The organism is Scytonema sp. UIC 10036, assembly GCF_009725235.1.
In genome coordinates, this window is sequence record NZ_WJFC01000130.1 from 18,674 (window position 1) to 35,592 (window position 16,919).

19 protein-coding genes are annotated in these 16,919 nt (G+C 42.5%); 4 read left to right on the forward strand and 15 right to left on the reverse strand.

All coding sequences use genetic code 11. The features are described 5' to 3' along the window. Positions 1-65: 65 nt before the first annotated feature. From csx7 to cas10, 6 genes are all read right to left on the reverse strand, one after another. The gene (csx7, locus tag F7734_RS40495) at positions 66-917 is read right to left on the reverse strand and encodes a CRISPR-associated RAMP protein Csx7 (protein WP_155750076.1); all 852 of its coding nucleotides are present in this window, start codon (positions 915-917) and stop codon (positions 66-68) included. A 51-nt stretch (positions 918-968) separates the two neighbouring features. Then, positions 969-2,129, reverse strand: coding sequence for a CRISPR-associated protein (locus tag F7734_RS40500; RefSeq protein WP_243147352.1), 1,161 nt, complete (start codon positions 2,127-2,129; stop codon positions 969-971). Positions 2,130-2,239: 110 nt separating this feature from the next. Next, positions 2,240-2,647: a hypothetical protein gene (locus F7734_RS40505; protein WP_155750059.1), complete on the reverse strand. Its 408-nt coding sequence runs from the start codon at positions 2,645-2,647 to the stop codon at positions 2,240-2,242. Next, positions 2,644-3,873: a CRISPR-associated RAMP protein Csx10 gene (gene csx10 / locus F7734_RS40510; protein ID WP_155750078.1), complete on the reverse strand. Its 1,230-nt coding sequence runs from the start codon at positions 3,871-3,873 to the stop codon at positions 2,644-2,646. Before csx10 ends, F7734_RS40505 begins: the two co-directional genes overlap by 4 nt. Before the next feature lie 99 nt (positions 3,874-3,972). Continuing rightward, complete coding sequence (locus tag F7734_RS40515) at positions 3,973-4,689, reverse strand: RAMP superfamily CRISPR-associated protein (RefSeq protein WP_155750060.1); 717 nt, start codon at positions 4,687-4,689, stop codon at positions 3,973-3,975. Beyond that, positions 4,686-7,058, reverse strand: coding sequence for a type III-B CRISPR-associated protein Cas10/Cmr2 (gene cas10 / locus F7734_RS40520; protein ID WP_155750061.1), 2,373 nt, complete (start codon positions 7,056-7,058; stop codon positions 4,686-4,688). The genes F7734_RS40515 and cas10 overlap by 4 nt, the downstream gene beginning before the upstream one ends. A gap of 745 nt (positions 7,059-7,803) precedes the next feature. Here cas10 and F7734_RS62420 point away from each other — a divergent pair. Continuing rightward, entirely contained in the window at positions 7,804-8,001 is a 198-nt protein-coding gene (locus F7734_RS62420) for a hypothetical protein (RefSeq protein ID WP_155750062.1), read from the forward strand. A 120-nt stretch (positions 8,002-8,121) separates the two neighbouring features. Here the strand turns inward: F7734_RS62420 and F7734_RS40530 are convergent, their stop codons facing one another. The 3 genes from F7734_RS40530 to F7734_RS40540 form a co-directional block, all read right to left on the reverse strand. Further along, positions 8,122-8,412 carry a hypothetical protein gene (locus tag F7734_RS40530; RefSeq protein ID WP_155750079.1) on the reverse strand — a complete coding sequence of 97 codons (291 nt, stop codon included), beginning with the start codon at positions 8,410-8,412 and terminating at the stop codon, positions 8,122-8,124. 59 nt (positions 8,413-8,471) lie between these two features. Continuing rightward, on the reverse strand, positions 8,472-8,759 hold the full coding sequence (locus F7734_RS40535) for a hypothetical protein (RefSeq protein ID WP_155750063.1): 288 nt from the start codon (positions 8,757-8,759) through the stop codon (positions 8,472-8,474). 483 nt (positions 8,760-9,242) lie between these two features. Further along, on the reverse strand, positions 9,243-9,641 hold the full coding sequence (locus F7734_RS40540) for a DUF1016 N-terminal domain-containing protein (RefSeq protein WP_243147353.1): 399 nt from the start codon (positions 9,639-9,641) through the stop codon (positions 9,243-9,245). Between the two features lie 135 nt (positions 9,642-9,776). Between F7734_RS40540 and F7734_RS40545 the strand changes: the two genes are divergently transcribed. From F7734_RS40545 to F7734_RS40555, 3 genes are all read left to right on the forward strand, one after another. Next, positions 9,777-10,475 (forward strand): hypothetical protein, encoded by a 699-nt coding sequence (locus tag F7734_RS40545; RefSeq protein ID WP_155750064.1) that lies wholly within the window; start codon positions 9,777-9,779, stop codon positions 10,473-10,475. Between the two features lie 279 nt (positions 10,476-10,754). After that, positions 10,755-11,453, forward strand: a complete 699-nt coding sequence (locus F7734_RS40550) for a hypothetical protein (RefSeq protein WP_155750065.1) — start codon at positions 10,755-10,757, stop codon at positions 11,451-11,453. Next, on the forward strand, positions 11,453-12,241 hold the full coding sequence (locus F7734_RS40555) for a TIM barrel protein (RefSeq protein ID WP_155750066.1): 789 nt from the start codon (positions 11,453-11,455) through the stop codon (positions 12,239-12,241). The genes F7734_RS40550 and F7734_RS40555 overlap by 1 nt, the downstream gene beginning before the upstream one ends. 130 nt (positions 12,242-12,371) lie before the next feature. Here the strand turns inward: F7734_RS40555 and F7734_RS40560 are convergent, their stop codons facing one another. The 6 genes from F7734_RS40560 to F7734_RS40585 all read right to left on the reverse strand — a co-directional run bounded on the left by F7734_RS40560 (position 12,372) and on the right by F7734_RS40585 (position 16,822). Beyond that, on the reverse strand, positions 12,372-13,133 hold the full coding sequence (locus F7734_RS40560; RefSeq protein ID WP_155750067.1) for a phycobilisome rod-core linker polypeptide: 762 nt from the start codon (positions 13,131-13,133) through the stop codon (positions 12,372-12,374). A 143-nt stretch (positions 13,134-13,276) separates the two neighbouring features. Then, positions 13,277-14,020, reverse strand: a complete 744-nt coding sequence (locus F7734_RS40565; protein ID WP_155750068.1) for a phycobilisome rod-core linker polypeptide — start codon at positions 14,018-14,020, stop codon at positions 13,277-13,279. 90 nt (positions 14,021-14,110) lie between these two features. Then, a complete protein-coding gene (locus tag F7734_RS40570; protein WP_155750069.1) occupies positions 14,111-14,947 on the reverse strand; it encodes a phycobilisome rod-core linker polypeptide in 837 nt (278 codons plus the stop codon). Positions 14,948-15,030: 83 nt separating this feature from the next. Continuing rightward, the gene (locus F7734_RS40575) at positions 15,031-15,645 is read right to left on the reverse strand and encodes a HEAT repeat domain-containing protein (RefSeq protein ID WP_155750070.1); all 615 of its coding nucleotides are present in this window, start codon (positions 15,643-15,645) and stop codon (positions 15,031-15,033) included. 80 nt (positions 15,646-15,725) lie between these two features. After that, complete coding sequence (locus F7734_RS40580) at positions 15,726-16,556, reverse strand: HEAT repeat domain-containing protein (protein WP_155750071.1); 831 nt, start codon at positions 16,554-16,556, stop codon at positions 15,726-15,728. Positions 16,557-16,576: 20 nt separating this feature from the next. After that, a complete protein-coding gene (locus F7734_RS40585) occupies positions 16,577-16,822 on the reverse strand; it encodes a phycobilisome linker polypeptide (protein ID WP_155750072.1) in 246 nt (81 codons plus the stop codon). Between the last annotated feature and the right edge of the window lie 97 nt (positions 16,823-16,919).

The window sequence follows — 16,919 nt, forward strand, 5'->3', positions numbered from 1 at the left end:
CTTCAGTGCTACAAGATTACTGATTTTCTTCTCCTCTTTCTTCGTGCTCTTTGCGTCTTTGCGGTTCATTCAAAAGTAATCTTCGGGTGGGACAGTTCGCGTGTTAGATAGTCGATTAACGCCTGCGTCCACTCTTGTTTGTGAGGTTTAGGAGGCTTAACATCTTCGTAAGCAGTTTTGTCATCGTTCACCAGTTTTTTTAGGTAGTTGAGCAGCCGTTTTGGGTCGTTTTGCGTATCAAACCACTGCATCTCTTGAATATCTAATTTCACGACACCCAAACCGCGAGAACGTCCACCACCCAAGGGAATTTGTTCGGTTTCAAACTGGTGGATACCAACCATTAACAAACCAAGTTCCCACTTTTCGGCATTTTCTACCACAGCGCGAAACTCAAAAGATGTCCCGGCTGGTACAACTTGGTAATCATAAAGTTTGCCTTCTGCAGCAGTTTCGGTGTCTCTGTCTATAGCAACTCCATCCCGTTCTTGGTATTGTCCAAACCAAGTCTCTTCTTTCACGGTTAAGTCTCGCACTTGAAATTTACTTGCTACCCAAGGGGAACCAAATAAATGGGAGACTAAGTCGGTTTGTTTGAGAATGGCTTCAGTTAAAGCAGCATCATTTTTGTAGTTTTCCTTGAGCTTCGTCATCGCATCAGATGTAATTGACCATTCTGACTCAATGGCTGGGTTAGCAGCAAACTTTGCATCAATTCCACGTAAGAAACTTTCCAAACGGGAACGTAAGGCTCCTTTAAAGCTAGACCCTGGAATGAATGGTCTTCCCAATGCATCTTTGATGACAGGTAAGTCAGACCCTATGGGTTCTGTGGAACGACCCGCACTTATCCGCAGGGCTGTAATGGTGGTCAGAATTCCTGTAATTTCTAAGCGATTTTTAAACGTGTCAAACATAGTTAAGGTCATTGGTCATTGGTCACTGGTCACTGGTCACTGGTCACTGATTTAAACTTCTTTGCCTTCAACATGAGCGTGAGTTCCGTAATATCGGAGTTGCAGTGTATCTCCTAACAGCTTGCAACTGACGCGTAAGCTGAGTGTGACGCGGAAGTGATCGATACTATCTGTATTTTTATACCTGCTGTACTGCAATCCTCCATCTTCTTTCAAAATCATGGGATTGCCATTAGACTTGCTGAGGAGTTGAGCAACTTTTGCTATAGTTTCTTGTAACTTGACTTTCTCTGTGTTGTTGAGAATATTCTGATAGTCTTCGATGAAACTTCTCTCATAGTAAATTTTGGGAAACTTCAATAACTCTTGCGTCAGTAGGTCATCTTTACATTGATTCCAAATCAGTTGTCCCCAAGGTGACAATGTCATCTCACTATCAACTTCCCAAACTAAATCTTTGGGGACTTTTTGTGCTTCTTGTAATGAGGCTGGTATTTCTCCAGCATCCATCATAGCTAAGTAAACTTCGTGAGGTTCTATGTAGGAGCTATCTACTGTGACTGGTAACCTGGGAATCGTCAACATCTTTGAGTTTTCACCTTCAAAGATATAAATGATTTCATTGGCATAGAACATTCCAATCGTGTTGAGATAACCTTGCAATGATTTGAAGCTTCCCACTAAATTAAAGCAAATTTTATATTGCTTTTTGTACGGTTCTATGTTTGTTTCCATCCACTTGATGAGTTGGGTAATTCCTTCTAAAAAAGCTTCGGTACTAGCAGTGGATAGTCCCGGAGGAATGTATATATTGACATTTATTATGCCTTGCGATCGCAAATAATTTTGGACAATTTGTGCTGTTGTTTCTCCTTGTGCGGTGTCGGTGGCGATTAACCAGTGAATATCTTGTTTACCCTGTTCTAGATTTTCTTCGTACAGTCCGTGTATACCGTTTAATTCAGCGCTCGCACTACGAATTTGGGGAATTGTGCCTCCTTCTAGTTTTTTGCTTGCTCTATCTTTGAGAGTAGCAATAATTTTTTTGACATCTTCTGGGGTGTTTTCCCATGTCAAATTTGCTGTGTCTCGTAAGGAAGAATACCAATTTTGCTCGTCTTTCTGATTGCGGTTAATTTGATGGGTGAGTAAACTAGTTCCAATGGATGAAATAACAACTCGCTGCATGGGTTTATCCTGGTAATTTGTCATCTTCTTTCCTCTGTGTTCTCTGCGCCTTTGCGGTTTAAAAATAATTTATTGAACCGCAGAGACGCAGAGAACGCTGAGAGAAGAATAGGGTGAATAAATGGATGTCAAAATTATTTTGAGTTTAAATATTTTAGATATCGAGCACCATAGCCTAAATAACGGCGAATGAGTTCTAAGAATATGGGTTTTGGCTCGGAATTGTCAGATTCTTTGGCAATTTCTTGGGCTTTGGCTTTGATTTTGCTATCGATATCTTTGATGATTGTTTCAGCTAAGGAATTTTTGCCTTTTCCCCACTTTTTGTCTCGTCCAACTTGATAAAGGAGAAAATTTTTAATGACTTCTGGACTATCGGTGGTATCAGCTACGCGGACTAAGTTCCGAAATTGAGTGTCTTGTAAGTCTCCATAGGAATCTGTTTTATCCAAAGCTTCTTGAATCCACTGAACTAATTCATCTTCGGCTTGACGAATTCCTTTTTGAATTTTTAGTTCAATTTGCTGTTCTGTCGGAGTCATTTGGCTTCCTCTCGAAATACTAAATGAAATTGGTTACAAACTTGAATTTGACCAAAACCTTCTGATTTACGTTCTCCTACACCACACGTTTCTAACTTTTGTAAAGCGGGAGTCCATGCGGTTGGTTGACTGGTACTGAATAAATACACAGCACCTTTGTTAGTCACTAACTCCACATCTTTCATCAGTCCCCAAGCAGCATTCCACCCGGAACGGTAATCGTAGCTGGTGTATGCAACGTGCAGTTTCAAAGATGCATCATCTACACTAGCAAACTGTCGCAGCATATCTTCAGAAATTACTGTGGTGCGTTGCCAATTTTCTTTTAAAATGGTGTCGGCTTGTAAATCTAGAGTGAAATAAGTACGGTTGTGGAGTAAGTGTTGAGTCGGTTCACCAAAGATTTGCCACTTTTTCCAACGGTTTTCTAGTTCCTCATTGAAATTCTGAATGCGAGAGGCGATCGCCGAGGCTTTTTCAGTGTTAAGATTGGCTGTGATTTCGACTTTGCCTAATCCTCGCGATGCGGAACCTCCCAACCTAAAAGCGAGAGAATTATTATTGATGAAGGTAGTTAGGGCATTAGCTAATTTTTCATCTTCTACTAGAATGGTCCCAGAATAAGTAGCTGGCTGCTGATTTTTACCCTCAGATTCATTCAGCACTTCAATACTATAAAGCACTTGTTCTTCAGATGTGGCGCGACGGCGATTGATACCAACTCTCGTTAATAAGCGGGTGCTAATGGATGGTTGGTAATAACTTCCATCGACGCACGAGTAAAAACCTCCAAAGGGTTCTACTCGTCCACCATCTTTGGGACAATTTGGATCGTAGGGGTGGTTGTAGGCTTCGGCGCAAAAGCGGTCAATTAAGGTGTCAAAAACGCCATGATTTTTGGGCTTAAAGCCAGATTTAGTTTTTGAACTCACGGCTGTGGCTGGTAAAACCAAAACTTCCCCAGATACAACCTCCGCTTTATCGCCGACTTTGGCTACAGCAGGATAAGCGTTTTGAAAGATGGCGGGATCGCTAATAAATAAGCTGTGAAAGTTATCCCCTGGTTCTGGCTGACTATATTGCTGTAAGATTTGGGATGCGATCGCACCTCGAATCACAGAACCGGGAATATAAGTTTCTGCTTCACTCACGGAACCACCTGGTTTTTGTCGTCCAATGGACAAGGGAGAAAGGGCTTCTATTTTGAGTTGAATTTGATATGTCATATCATGTCCGGTTAAGTCATAATCATGAAAGGTCACGCAAAGTCGCAAAGGCGCAAAGAAAGACGCAGTTTTTTTACAAGTAATTAAGCGGACTTGATATTATTCCAGTAACAACGCATCCCAAACGGTGTTGTCAATTTCTTGCGGGGTAAACTTCCAGTGTAACCATCCCAACCCACCAGACTTGCTTCCACCTAAAGCATGGATGTGGCGCAAAGCTGCTAGTAAAAGTGCTTTTGTGTAGGGAGGATATCCAGGGAGTATGTGAATGTCACCTTGAAATGGTAGCTTGGTGTTAACTGGTGAAGTCTCCAGGAGAAACAGCTTTTGATTTTCTGCTGTGCGACGGCGGCGGTTGAGAGTGACACCAGGGCGCAGTACTTCTGGAAGATTAGCAGGGTCTTGAGTGCAAATCAGGTCATCGAATAAAACGCGGGATGGTAAAACAGGATTGCCAAATATCTGACAGATTGGACAGTGGAAACCTTTATAATCTTCTATGCAAAAGTTTGGATTTTGAAAACGCCTGTCAAAATCTTCTGCAAAACCTGCTCTTTGAGGACACATGGTTTGCGGATTGGGAGAATCGCACACTGGTAAGTGCAAACCCCTGGCTAACTTTTCGCATTCATGACGAACCCGTCCCTTGAGTTGAGAAGCAGGAATCAGTAATTCTCCCTTTGCAGTGCGAACGATAGGTTTATCTGCTAGAGAACCAGATGAACCACCTGCACCTACACATAAAGCAGTGTCAACGAGCGCTGTGAGTGTTAAGGATGTTTCTGAATAAGTGGTTGTGGAGTTTAGCTGAATCATTGATTTGTCTCCATTGCTTTTAGCAGTTGGGTAGTGTCAGCTGTTTCAGTCACTTCAATAAATGGATAGAGATCGACCAGTTCCCGCCAAATGGTTTCGTAGGTAGATTTTTTTAAGTAATTCAGAATTATGTATTTCAACTGAATTTCTCTTTGGGAAAGAAGTATTAAACTGATAAATAATACTACCTTTATAAAGATGGCATTTTTATCAAAAATCCAAGGAGCTAAGTTACCTGGATTAGTTACTGCTTGACACCAAGCGTCCTCAAACTGCTCTTGTAATAACTTTTGTTGCTCACTACCCAACCGCACTCGGAAGTAGCGATAATTCAATATGGCGGTGTTCTTGCCTTGTTCTAACAAACTGCGAATTTGGTAGAGTTGGGAGCGCGGAAAACCTGATTTTTTTAGTGCTTTGCCAGTTTGTAGAAGTCCTTCCAATTCATGCAGGGTGTAGGGTGCTGCGTATAGCTTCAAAGTGGGCTTGTTTTTTCCTGATTTGGTTAAACCTTCTTGTCGGAAGGAATTGATTTTTGATGAAATCATTGTTACTGATTTCATAACCAAAAAGTCTACAGTCCCACCGTAGTAGTTAAATTTTTTCAAGTCTTTAGCACGAGCTTTTGCACTCTTTAGCAACTGCTCCGTAAGTTTCTGAGCGTAGTAAATTGGGGTGTTGTATGCGGTAATTAAGACACCTATCGACATACTGAGTTTGCATTGGGAAACCTGTGCTTTTTCAGGGCTGTAACGGTGACACTCTACTGACTTGATATCCTGCTGTGATTCTGGAATTTGATAATCTTGAAACTGAGTCAAGCGTTTCTCAAATTCTTCACCAATCGTATGAGCAATTTCTAAAGCTTTATCTGCGGGAACCACTAGTAGAACATCATCTCCACCAATGGTAATTATCTCAAAGGGATGCACCCAGAGAAAATCTGAATCAGTGCTATTTTTGACTATTCGAGGTTTGAGGTGTTTGGCGATCGCAGCATAAACAGATAATGTTGTCGCATCGGATACATCTTGGCTGAATTTTTGATACTCTTCTGGGGTACGGATTTTCTGAATATAGCCTCCCATATTGTTACCGTCAGCGTAAATGTAAGCAACAAAGCCATTGGTGACATCATGACTGGGTGTGTTGAGAGAAGATTCAGCAATATCTTCCAAATTTCGAGACTCCCGCACTTTATACCACGGTACATTCTTGGGAAGAGACTGGTAGTATGTTTTTTGCTGCTTTGTATCCTTGAGAAATAACTTAAATCTAGTTACCCAGCTTAATACCAATCCCGGACGCCAATCAAAACCACTTCGGCGATACCAGCGCTGACTCTGCTGGTTTTCTAATTTGGTTTGTTGTCCTACAATTCGTTTTCGAGCTAAAGCTTCTGAAAACCAAGGTTCTTTGGGAAGTCCCTGTGCTTTAATAACAGCATTTCGTCGTTCGGTATCATCTCTCTGCAAATAAGGATGAGTTTCAAACATGGGAGGATAGCGGCGACTGGGACGTTCTACATTTTCTACATCGTTACCGCTACGCCGTTTGTTGAATGCAGAAGCTAATTTGCCAACCAATTCGTTAAAGCTTTTGCGATTTTTAAAGAGTTCTGAGCAATCTTGACCTGGTTCGGGGCATCCGTAGTATGCTTCTACCAATGGGTCAGCTTGGGTTTTTTTATCTTGATACCAGTCAAGCCATTTTGTTTCTTCAATAGAATTTTGCAGCAATCCAAATCGGATTTCCAGAAGTCTGAATGTATCTCCAACCGCACAAGAATTAGCGTTGAGAGTTTCTTCAGTGTAACGTCGTTCGATCGCATTGGCTAAGTCATGCACGTAAGCTGCGGGACAAAACGCTAAAATATTTCCACCTGTGGAGTAAATAACTAACTCTGGAATGAGTGCTGCTTTTAAACCAGGGAAATGTCGATTCAGCCACTTTGATATTGGGTGAGGCTTTTGCGAGGTGTCAAAGAAGTCTTGTAAATCGTGTAGATTGATTCTATCGAGAATTGCTGAAGCGCCACGAATATCCTGGATTTTAGCAGCTTCAAACACGTATTGCTTAATTTTAGTAGCACCTCCATACACTAAACCAATACGAGTCGTTTGATTCCATAAATTAGGGTATTTATCTTGAAGTTGCGCGATCTTTTGGGGAAAATCTTCATCGGTGATTCCCTGTAGTTCCTTAACTTGTTCTACAAGCGATCGCGTGACTTCAGGAACATCTCCCCCTGTTTGCAAAGCATGGCGCATTTGCTGTAAAACAGGTAAGTCAAAATTTGGCTCTCGCTTGTTTCCCCAAGCCAAGCACCAGCTTATCGCGGTTGTGATCCTACTTTGAAAATGAGGCATAGCAATATAATGTAAGTTTCCACACCATTAAGTGTTTAAATAAGTATTTTTTTTACCTTTTGCAAATTTTTTTAGTAAAAATTACTAGGCATATTAATCTTTGTGTAGTGTGTATTCATGTCCTATTGGAGATTCCTATATCAAATTGTCACTCAATAACTGTTTTCATCATCCGTAAGACTGCGGAAATTAAATGCTGCTGTAATTCTCTGTGGTTAGCATAAAACTGATACCCCGATTCAGTATAACCCCTAACTTTCAGTGAACTATGATTCTTTGTTCATTATGCACGATAGTGGAAAAGGCGTTTTCCAAGATGAGGAATTTAGGCAGTTGTCTTTGACACGTCAATGATTTATGCATTTAGGTTTTGTAGTGGGTAACTTTGAGAGTGACGCCGCTAATTGCTGTGATGACTTATGGACATTAACAAAGGGTACTCTTGTGCAATCCCCTCAGTAAGTTATTAACTAGGGTTTGTCTGCAAACCCTGACTCCTTGACTGTAGTTCGCGCATAGCTAGCGTTTGTTCGCATTTATCTGCGGTTTGACTGGTAGAATTAATGGGGCGAGTTTTTAGCCTCAATGTTAAAATACGCTCATAGAGATATGAAGATGAGTTAGATAGATGACAAAATCATTAGGACATTAGGGGTTTTCACATGCACGTGATTACTCGTAAACGACTGAATGAATTTGCCAAACTCCATCCAGATACAACGAACTCTTTGGCTCAAAAGCAATAATGCTAATATACCGCCGCTCGATCGCTACAAGCGCCAAAATTTATGGTAAATCCTCCACCCAGTTTTATTCATTTAATGATTTACTCGCCAGAAAGCGTTTCCTCATCAATAACGACCAACTCCACGCCACACCTCGTAGCCGCTTCCGCAAGTCGAGTATCAAGTGTTGCCAATGGCTATCCCAACCGCAGCGCTAGTTCTAAATAAGCCGCATGCCTCACAATCTGGCATCATTGCCAGTATGGCATTCGCATAGTCATTATTTTCATCCACTAAACACCAGCTAATTGCTACAGAACAATCCAAAACAAATTGCATTAAAATCTCCGCCCCTCTTCAATCATGGAGCGGATTGACGTTTTATCCAACGCAACTTCTCGCTGCAGTTGTTGCATAGAGGTAATTGCATGACTTATTGATTCTTTAGTTGTGGGCTTTCCCCAAGCGTTATAACGTGTTTGGGGTTCTTTTGATACTGCAACTTCTGTATCAGCTAACGGCTGCACAACCACCACCACCTCAACAAAAGTATCTTCTAAATCTGTGGGCGTTTGGATTTGCAATATACCATCTGCCCCAATATGCGCTCGTAACTTTATCGTTTCCATGTCCGCCTCCAGCACAATATCCAAAACACAATCTCGATCGCAAGTTTGAGCATTTATCATTATAGGTCGTTACAAATAATTCGATAATCTCCTCCAGCAAACGCGATTGCACTACCAAGTGCTAACGACACGAAAAGTTTGATCTTCATAGATATGTTGTAATGAAATGTTACAAACTTATTAACTTGAGATTGCCAGCGTAGAATCTCTTTAATACAGGTAACAACAGGATTGTCAGTAACTTCTAGAGGTGGAGCTACTTCAACATTTGCCCATTTCACCAAGATACCAATACTTTCTTGGATAACTTGCAAGGCATTTTTATGTACGGCGTTTGAATGAATCATGAAAAATCAAGAGTAGATAAGTCAGCACAATTAAAGTTAAGTAGTTAGGAGCATTATTTTATTAAGCAAAAAAGGGAACACAATTTATTCCTTGGTGTTTTGCTCGAACTAATTTATGATGATACACCTATCTGGAAAAGGCATATTCCAGTGTGGATAGAGAACAAAAAATCAGCAAAACTATTCTACTGATGGATTATTTATGTCGCGTTGTACTAGCACCAAATGACTTGCTGTAGTCATTTCAACGCCTTACCTACCTAAATATTCGCTCGTACTACCATTGAATTGGCTTGTGTCAACAGTGCTCTGAAATTCCAAAACTTTATTTTAATCGATCTCAACGATCGCCTGACCATGTAGCGCTTTATTCTAGAACTTTATTTTTTAATGTCTTGATAACTGACTAAGGTGAATAACACCTTTGTTCTACCGTGACAATGATAAAAAAGGTGTTGTTTAAACCCAAGTGTAGTAGTCTGTTTATATTTGACTACGTAAATTGGAACTATAAACAGTATAAATCCAAAGATCTAAAATACGGACATTATGACCCCAAGGAATTTGTGCAACAACTTGTTGCACAAATTGTTCGTCTGGGTATGCTTCTGCAAAAGCCCGCATATACTTAAGATTGCGTGCAGAAAACCCTTTGATATCAGAAAATGCTTTTCGCAAGTCAAATGCAAGCTGCTCGATGACTTTTGCACCCCATCCTTTCTGCTGCTGTCGGGTCAAAATCTCACATCCAATTTGCCAGTAAAGTAACACAAGTTCGCGGTTAACAGATAATGCAGCTTTAACTTGAGCATTGCGGATGCGTTCTTTTAGGGAGCGCAAAAAATCATCATAACCATCGATTGGTGATAATTTATCTGTCATACAGCCATCCTAAACATTTGCTGTCGCCCCAACACTAGCAGTAACTGACCACGGAGGCGGTCTCTTTATTGTTTTAATGAATTGACTGCTGTATTCTAGTACAAAATAACTACAACAATCTAGAAGAATATTGTTATGGCAAACTCTAATTCCGTGCTTTCCAACTATTATGCTTTGGTGCAAAACCATGCTAATCAGTTCGACCCAGAAATTACAGCCCTGCAACAACTAGTACAGCAACGTATGCAAGACCTGAAGCAGCAAGAACAGACATTGGTAGAAGCCCAGATGATAGAATTGCAACGTATCACTGATGCCCTTGCTACTGATGCCCGTTATTTTTTGCCTACACCAGAATTCACTGCATTTGTACAAAAATTCAAAAAGCCTTCTCATGGCTACAGCTACAATCAAAAATCTGAGCTTATTAACGTAGATGACCCCACCACTTGGTTATTGGCAACACTCAATGTGCCCGTGAGTATAAGCGACTACCAGACGCATGAAGACCCTGACGGTTACGATGATGAACGCATTCATATTTTGTATAGCTATTCCCTGCTCTTAAAATTATGCAATGCTGAGTGTCGAATTGAAGTTCCTTACAAGCGCATATACAACGTGAACGAGCAGGATGAGCCGTGCTTGGAAGACCAAATCGACTGTTATATCCTCGGCGAAATCGAAGACTTGCTCGGCGAGATAGAACACCCAGAGAGCGAAAGAACTCAGTTAGGTGAGGAATTGAGTATTCTGGTGGGATATGCGGCTACTTTGTTTGCTCTCAAGCCCAGAACTGCAACCTTTGTATACTCATCAACACAAAAAAACTAACACACCACGCCTTTATTTGGAGCATGACAGATGACTCAGTGCATGGCTCATCAAACAATCGATCCCAACTTCCGATATCTAGTCCTGTAGTATAACCATGCGGAAAAGTTACTTAATTTCTTAGCGCCTTTGCGTCTTTGCGTGAGCTTTATTCAGGTTATACAAGCGGACATGATATGAGTCGTAGTAATTGTCTAATAAATTAACTAATGGTATTTTAGTACAAAAGAACTAAAAGGTTGGCAGCAATTGCAACCTAAAACCAAGAGGAATGTTATTATGGCAAACTCTAATTCCCTGCTTTCCAGCTACCAAGCCTTGGTGCAAAACCATGCTAGTCAGTTCGATCCAGAAATCACAGCCCTACAACAACTTGTAGAGCAACGCATGCAAGACTTGAGCCAGCAGGAACAGACACTGCTAGAAGCTCAGGTGGTAAAACTGCAAGATATCATTGATGCCCTTGCCACTGATGCCCGTTGTTTTTTGCCTACACCAGAATTCAGTGCCTTTGTGCAAGAGTTGAAAAAGGCTCCCAGAGACTACTGGTATAGGCAAAAAGATCGGGCTACCATCGCAGATGACCCCACGACCTGGTTATTGGCAACACTTGATTTGCCAGTGAGTTTAAGCAACTACCAGACGCATGAAGACCCTGACGCCTACGATGATGAGCGCACTCATATTTTGTATAGCTATTCTCTGTTATTAAAACTTGGCAAGGCTGAGCGTGAGGTTTATGTTTATTACAAACGCATCTACAACTTAAACGAGCAGAGGGAGTCTTCGTTGAGAGAGCAAATTGACTACTATATCTCAGGGGAAGTAGAAGATTTGTTAGAAAAGATAGAATACCCAGAGACGGAAAGAATGCAGCTAACTCAAGAAGTGAGTCTTCTTGTGGGATATGCCACGACTCTGTTTGCCCTCAAGCCTAGAACTGCAACCTTTATATACCCATCAACACAAGAGAAATAATGGAACTGTACCTCAGTTTGTCAGCTTATGGTGGAGTGTCAACCCGCGAGGCATTAACTGTGTTTTGGCAGGCAGGAATTCGTCGTGTTGAACTTGCAATTGGTCCTAAACCCGATACCGATGCAGTACAGGCAATCCAGGATTTTGGGCAGCAAGGGATGGTTTATCGCGCCCACCACGCCTTTGTTTGGGGCGATCGCCATCACCCGTTTAATCTGGCACAACCCCAAGACTGGAACTATTTCCAAAGATTGACCGATTTCTTAGCTTGTTTGGGCATCACAGCCTACTCGGTGCATGGTGGGAACTTTAGCACACTCAGCGATCGCCCACTAGCATATGCTACCTTTTTAGAAAACGTTAATTGCCTCTATCAACTTTGCCAAATGCGAGGTATTGTACTTGGCGTGGAAACCATGTATCCCATGTTACCCTCCAGTACTACCCAGAACCTTTTGGACAATGCTGAAGAAGTGACTCAGTTTTGCCAAGATGCCCCAGAAATCAAGATAGTCATTGATTTAGCACACTTGAACATTTGGCAGAACCACAGCCTGCAAGCAAAATTGCAATTGTTACAAATGACACCAGAACGACTTCTAGAAATTCATATCTCTGATAACGACGGACGACACGACACCCACTCCCGCATTACACCGCAAACCTGGTGGGTATCGCAAATTGCCCAATTTCCTGTCGGAATACCGATTGTGTTGGAAAGTCGTCTCAATCGTTTACCTGCTGCAGGTGTGAAGCAAGAGTGCGAGCGAATTCAGCAATTGCTGTAGATGAAATAAAAAATCAATGGGTCTGGTTTCCGCTTTATGCAACACTCAGTTAACGTAGTAAGTTAACCAACTAATGCACAAACACGGTTACCAGACCCAGTATAGAGTTTTAGGTGTTCAGAGAAAAATCTTAGCGTCTGCCACGGTTAGGCACTAAGCTGAGATAATCGAGGTCAAAAGCAGAAATACGTTGAGCGTAATTACCTTTAGTATTGAGAGACTCTGCCAAATCGCGGTATTTACGTGGATCGCCTTCTGGGAGCCGCCGTTCTTGGGATTTGCGGCTGTAGAATTTGTCCAGAGTAAAGCGCCAATCGGTCGTTACGGTACCTGCTACTTCTTGGAAATCTTCACCGTAGCGAGGAGTTACCAAGTTGAAGGGGCGTCCTTCCATACGCTTGCGCTGGTAAGGAACAGTATTTTCGCCAAAGTTATCGGTGTACTCTTGACTATCGACAAGAGCATCAATAAAACCCACAAAGCCCAAGGTAGCTATTTTAATTGACCAAGCAATTTCCTCGTCCTTACTGTAAGGCTCGCGACCTAACAAGCGCTTGAGGCAGATTTCTACCAAACGGTAATTATTATTGACAGAAACTACCAAACGATAAAAAGCTTCAGATTGAGCTAAACCACGAATGAAGTCACGTACAGTTATCGAACCATTTTTCAGTTGAGATTCTATATTTTTCTGGCGATTAAAGCTAAGAATCTCATGCTCGCTAAAAACTTGGCGATATCCTGCCCAAATGATGCTTTGAATGTCAGTGTAACTGCTAACATCTTCTAAACGATAGATATATGGTGTATCTTCGTTTTGATCGGCTTTACCAAAGCTCTTAACGCGTTGATTTTGGCTGCTTGGTTTGTATTGAAGTAATGGCAATGCCATGCTCTGTTTTTCCTCGTAAACTAATTATGCTAAACAAAGAACTGGCTTTATAGAAGAGGCGGAATATCCTCATTCTTTATTGTCTCGCATTCAGTGACCAGTGACCAGTGACCAGTGACCGGTGACCGGTGACCATTAACCCTTTACCGAATTGGGAAACTTGCAGTGGGGCTAATGGAAACAGGAATTCCCTCTGGCTTTGTTTGCCTGGTGGTATCGGGAATTCTGATATTTGTTGTGTTTACTGGTGTGAATTTAACTGGAGTGACTTTGATAGAACTTGCCATTTCTAGGAAGTTCTTGATATCTCCCCACTTGTAGCGCTCTTGTTCCTCTTTGTCTCGCCAGTAATTACCGTAGCGAGGTGTGACTAAATTAAAGGGTCTGTCTTTAAAGCGACGGCGTTGATAAGGAACTGTATTTTCACCAAAGTTGGTTATATACTCTTCGCTGTCTAACAAAGCATCAACAAAGCCATCAAAGCCTAAAGTGGCAATTTTAATTGACCAAGCAATTTCTTCGTCTTTGTTGTATGGCGCACGTCCTAACAGCCGTTTCAAAGTCACTTCTACAACACGGTAATTAGAATTTGTCTCAACCACTAGACGGCGGTAAGCTTCTGACTTAGCTAACCCTCGAATAAAGTCGCGTACAGTAATGGTACGGTTCTTCAGTTGAGATTCTAAGTTGCTCTGGCGGTAGAAATTCAAAATTTCGTGTTCGCTGACAACTTGTCGATAAGCCGCCCAAATCAGTGCTTGAATTTCACCATCAGAAGGAGAATCTTCCAATCGGTAAATTCTGGGAGTATCTTCGTTAGGCACTTCGTAACCAGCAACTCTCTGGTTTTGCGAACTGGGTTTATATTGCAGTAAAGGGATTGTCATAGTTAATTGCTAGTTGCTAATTGCTAATTGCTAATTGCTAATTGCTAATTGCTAATCGATTACTATTAGCCATTAGCCATCAGCCATTAGCTAAACTGTTTTATTTCCAGGAATGTAACTGTAAGGTAAATTCACTTTCGTGGGTTTTACAGTTGGTTGGGCTGCTGTTTGGCTATATGCTTCTGGTAACTCTACGTTGGCAATGTAGTTTCTTGCTCTGTCTTGCGATCGCTGGTAGCTTAAACCACCAGGAGCAATACTTGCAGCCATTGTTAAGAAGTTAGAAGGAATGGCTCCACGGACGCCTCTTTGTACCGATTGTCCTGAAACGGTTGCTTGGTAATAAGTCGTACCTCCCAAGTATATTGATAACTGCTGGTTGCGCCAGTAGTCAGCGTAACGAGGATTTACTAGGTTGAAGGGTCTGTCTTTGAAGCGACGGCGTTGGAAAGGAACTATCTCATCGCCGAAGTTTTGGCGGTATTCGTCACTGTCTACTAGGGCGTCAATGAAGCCATCTAAGCCTTTTGTGGCTATAACAATAGACCAGGCAATTTGCTCGTCTTTACCATAGCTAGCACGTCCTAAAAAGCGCTTGAAGCTGATGTCTACTAGGCGGTAGTTGGAGTTGGTGTCTCCCACAAGTGACCGATAAACTTCAGACTTACCCAATCCCCGGATAAAATCTCTAACGTTAATTGCTCGATGTCGCAATTGCGATTCTAAGAAGGGCTGGCGGTAGCTCTCTAAAATGAGGTGTTCGCTGAAAATTTGTCGGTATCCTGCCCAAATTATGGCATCAATATCAGCGTTTGAAATAGCGTCTGTTGAGCGGTAAGGAATTGGAGTGTCTTCGTTAGGCACTTCATAGCCCTCAACACGCTGGTTTTGCGTGGTTGGTATGGATTCAAGTAATGGTATTGACATCTTTACTTTTACCTTGTTTTATGATAAAGAGGACTGGAGACTGGGAAATTGTTCAGTATTCAGTGACGTTCTTTAGTCACTGGTCATTTATCAGGTGACTGTGCTAGCAGCACGCGAGCGCGGATTGCTTTTTCAGGATCGCTAGCTAGCATTTCTTCAAATTTGACCTCGATCGAACTTTGGAGTTCGGGTATTTTTGCTAGTGCTTGCAAGCCAACAATGGCAGCATAGCGAATTGACCAGTCCCCGTCTTGGGTTAGAGCAAGTAGGGCATCCATAGCTCTGACTTGTGCAGTTGTGCAATCGCTTTGGGCTAACTTGTGCCATTGCAAAAAGCCCAGCCCCTTAGCGGCTGCACGGCGAACAGTGGGTGCAAAATCTGTAGCAGATGCTGTTAACAACACTTCTAAGGCGCGGGGATCACCTATCGCAGCTAAAGTGCGAATTGAGTAAGCCCGTGCGCCATAGTTATAATCATCTATGTTTTCCAGCAACTGTGGCACTGCAATTTCTCCTAATTCTGTCAGTCCGGTAACTGCCGCTACTGCTGCTCCTGGGTTGTTGTATCCAAAGGAGGCGATTAGGGTGGGAATTGCTACCGGATCTTTTGCTGCTGCCAGTTTTTGCACCGCCGCTACCATTCGCGCAGGGGAGTCCGCTTCAGCAACGGCGCGAATTAATTCTTGGATGTTAGTCATTGGTCAAAGGTTAGTTGTTGGTTGTTAGTGGTTAGTTGTTAGCAGCCAAGAACCACTAACCATTAACCACTAACAAATTCCTACAACAATGAATCCATCAAGTTTAAAACTCGAATAGCGTCATCACTTAGAGACAATGCTTCGGACTCCTGATTGAGTTGACTCTCTAATAAGCCTTTGAGGGCTATCAGTTTGAAGCTATTCTCTACAGTGGCATTAGCAATTGCATCTGCGGCTGCTATATACCCTATTGCTCCTAAATCTCCTAAGGCTACACGGCGCAATTGCAGGTTACTGTCATTCAGCACTTTTACCAAATGTTCCCCATATTGAGGATCTTTTGCGAGCTGGTACATTGCCCTGTTTGCTGCACACTGCACTCTTGGAACTGGATGCTCGATAAAGGGTTGAATTAAGGGAATAGCCTCAGTAGCACCAATTGCTCCTAAGGCTTCAAGCACCGCTTCATATGGCTGGGTTAGGTGGGGACGCCCAGGTACCTGAATGGCAGCTGCAACACCCCCTTCTAACAATTGCATAAGCGGAGTGGCGGCGCTAGGGTCGCGTAGCATTTCCAGAGACTGGGCTGCTGCTTCCCTTACGTAAAAATCAGAGCATTCCAAACACCCAATCAGCGCTGGTACTGCTCTCACGTTGCCTATTTTCCCCAGTGCTCTTGCGGCATTACGTCGCAGAGGGTAACCTCCAAGTTCTGTTCGATCGGCTTCATCCTCTAACGCTGCAATCAGAGCATCTACAGCTTCTGTTGACCTAACTCGGAATCTACCCAGCCACCAAGCTGCGTAGTAGCGGAGACTTAAATCTGGCGATCGCAGGTTGGCAGTTGCTTGCTCTGGTGTTAGTGGTTGCGTGCTTTCTACTAAATACTCTTCTGCACCGGGTTCTATCATTGATAGACTTTGATAGACTTTTAGTTGGCTTCTGCGGCAGTCAAAGATTCAATTTTGACAATCTTACCACCCATACGGGTAATGCGCTGCATTTCCTCGTTCATGCGCGTGTAGGGTACAGTAATATACACGCTACCGCTGTTGCGTATATCGTAACTGTTCTTGTCGTTCTCTGAGTTTTGACGCAGACCTACGACTTCGTAACGGAAAATCCGGCTACCCGCACTAGAAATACCACCGGCTCCTACTGTTGTTTGTCCAAACATAACTGCTATATCTCCTTTTGTTTAATGGATAACTAGCGATTGCGGACTGGGGACTGGGGACTGGGTAAATTCTTCCCTAACCCCTAACCCCTAACCC

Bases quoted from the DNA above. Each gene is read 5' to 3' on its own strand.
- csx7 (WP_155750076.1), bottom strand. From the start codon at position 917: ATGTTTGACACGTTTAAAAATCGCTTAGAAATTACAGGAATTCTGACC.
- F7734_RS40500 (WP_243147352.1), bottom strand. From the start codon at position 2,129: ATGACAAATTACCAGGATAAACCCATGCAGCGAGTTGTTATTTCATCC.
- F7734_RS40505 (WP_155750059.1), bottom strand. From the start codon at position 2,647: ATGACTCCGACAGAACAGCAAATTGAACTAAAAATTCAAAAAGGAATT.
- csx10 (WP_155750078.1), bottom strand. From the start codon at position 3,873: ATGACATATCAAATTCAACTCAAAATAGAAGCCCTTTCTCCCTTGTCC.
- F7734_RS40515 (WP_155750060.1), bottom strand. From the start codon at position 4,689: ATGATTCAGCTAAACTCCACAACCACTTATTCAGAAACATCCTTAACA.
- cas10 (WP_155750061.1), bottom strand. From the start codon at position 7,058: ATGCCTCATTTTCAAAGTAGGATCACAACCGCGATAAGCTGGTGCTTG.
- F7734_RS62420 (WP_155750062.1), top strand. From the start codon at position 7,804: ATGCTAATATACCGCCGCTCGATCGCTACAAGCGCCAAAATTTATGGT.
- F7734_RS40530 (WP_155750079.1), bottom strand. From the start codon at position 8,412: ATGGAAACGATAAAGTTACGAGCGCATATTGGGGCAGATGGTATATTG.
- F7734_RS40535 (WP_155750063.1), bottom strand. From the start codon at position 8,759: ATGATTCATTCAAACGCCGTACATAAAAATGCCTTGCAAGTTATCCAA.
- F7734_RS40540 (WP_243147353.1), bottom strand. From the start codon at position 9,641: ATGACAGATAAATTATCACCAATCGATGGTTATGATGATTTTTTGCGC.
- F7734_RS40545 (WP_155750064.1), top strand. From the start codon at position 9,777: ATGGCAAACTCTAATTCCGTGCTTTCCAACTATTATGCTTTGGTGCAA.
- F7734_RS40550 (WP_155750065.1), top strand. From the start codon at position 10,755: ATGGCAAACTCTAATTCCCTGCTTTCCAGCTACCAAGCCTTGGTGCAA.
- F7734_RS40555 (WP_155750066.1), top strand. From the start codon at position 11,453: ATGGAACTGTACCTCAGTTTGTCAGCTTATGGTGGAGTGTCAACCCGC.
- F7734_RS40560 (WP_155750067.1), bottom strand. From the start codon at position 13,133: ATGGCATTGCCATTACTTCAATACAAACCAAGCAGCCAAAATCAACGC.
- F7734_RS40565 (WP_155750068.1), bottom strand. From the start codon at position 14,020: ATGACAATCCCTTTACTGCAATATAAACCCAGTTCGCAAAACCAGAGA.
- F7734_RS40570 (WP_155750069.1), bottom strand. From the start codon at position 14,947: ATGTCAATACCATTACTTGAATCCATACCAACCACGCAAAACCAGCGT.
- F7734_RS40575 (WP_155750070.1), bottom strand. From the start codon at position 15,645: ATGACTAACATCCAAGAATTAATTCGCGCCGTTGCTGAAGCGGACTCC.
- F7734_RS40580 (WP_155750071.1), bottom strand. From the start codon at position 16,556: ATGATAGAACCCGGTGCAGAAGAGTATTTAGTAGAAAGCACGCAACCA.
- F7734_RS40585 (WP_155750072.1), bottom strand. From the start codon at position 16,822: ATGTTTGGACAAACAACAGTAGGAGCCGGTGGTATTTCTAGTGCGGGT.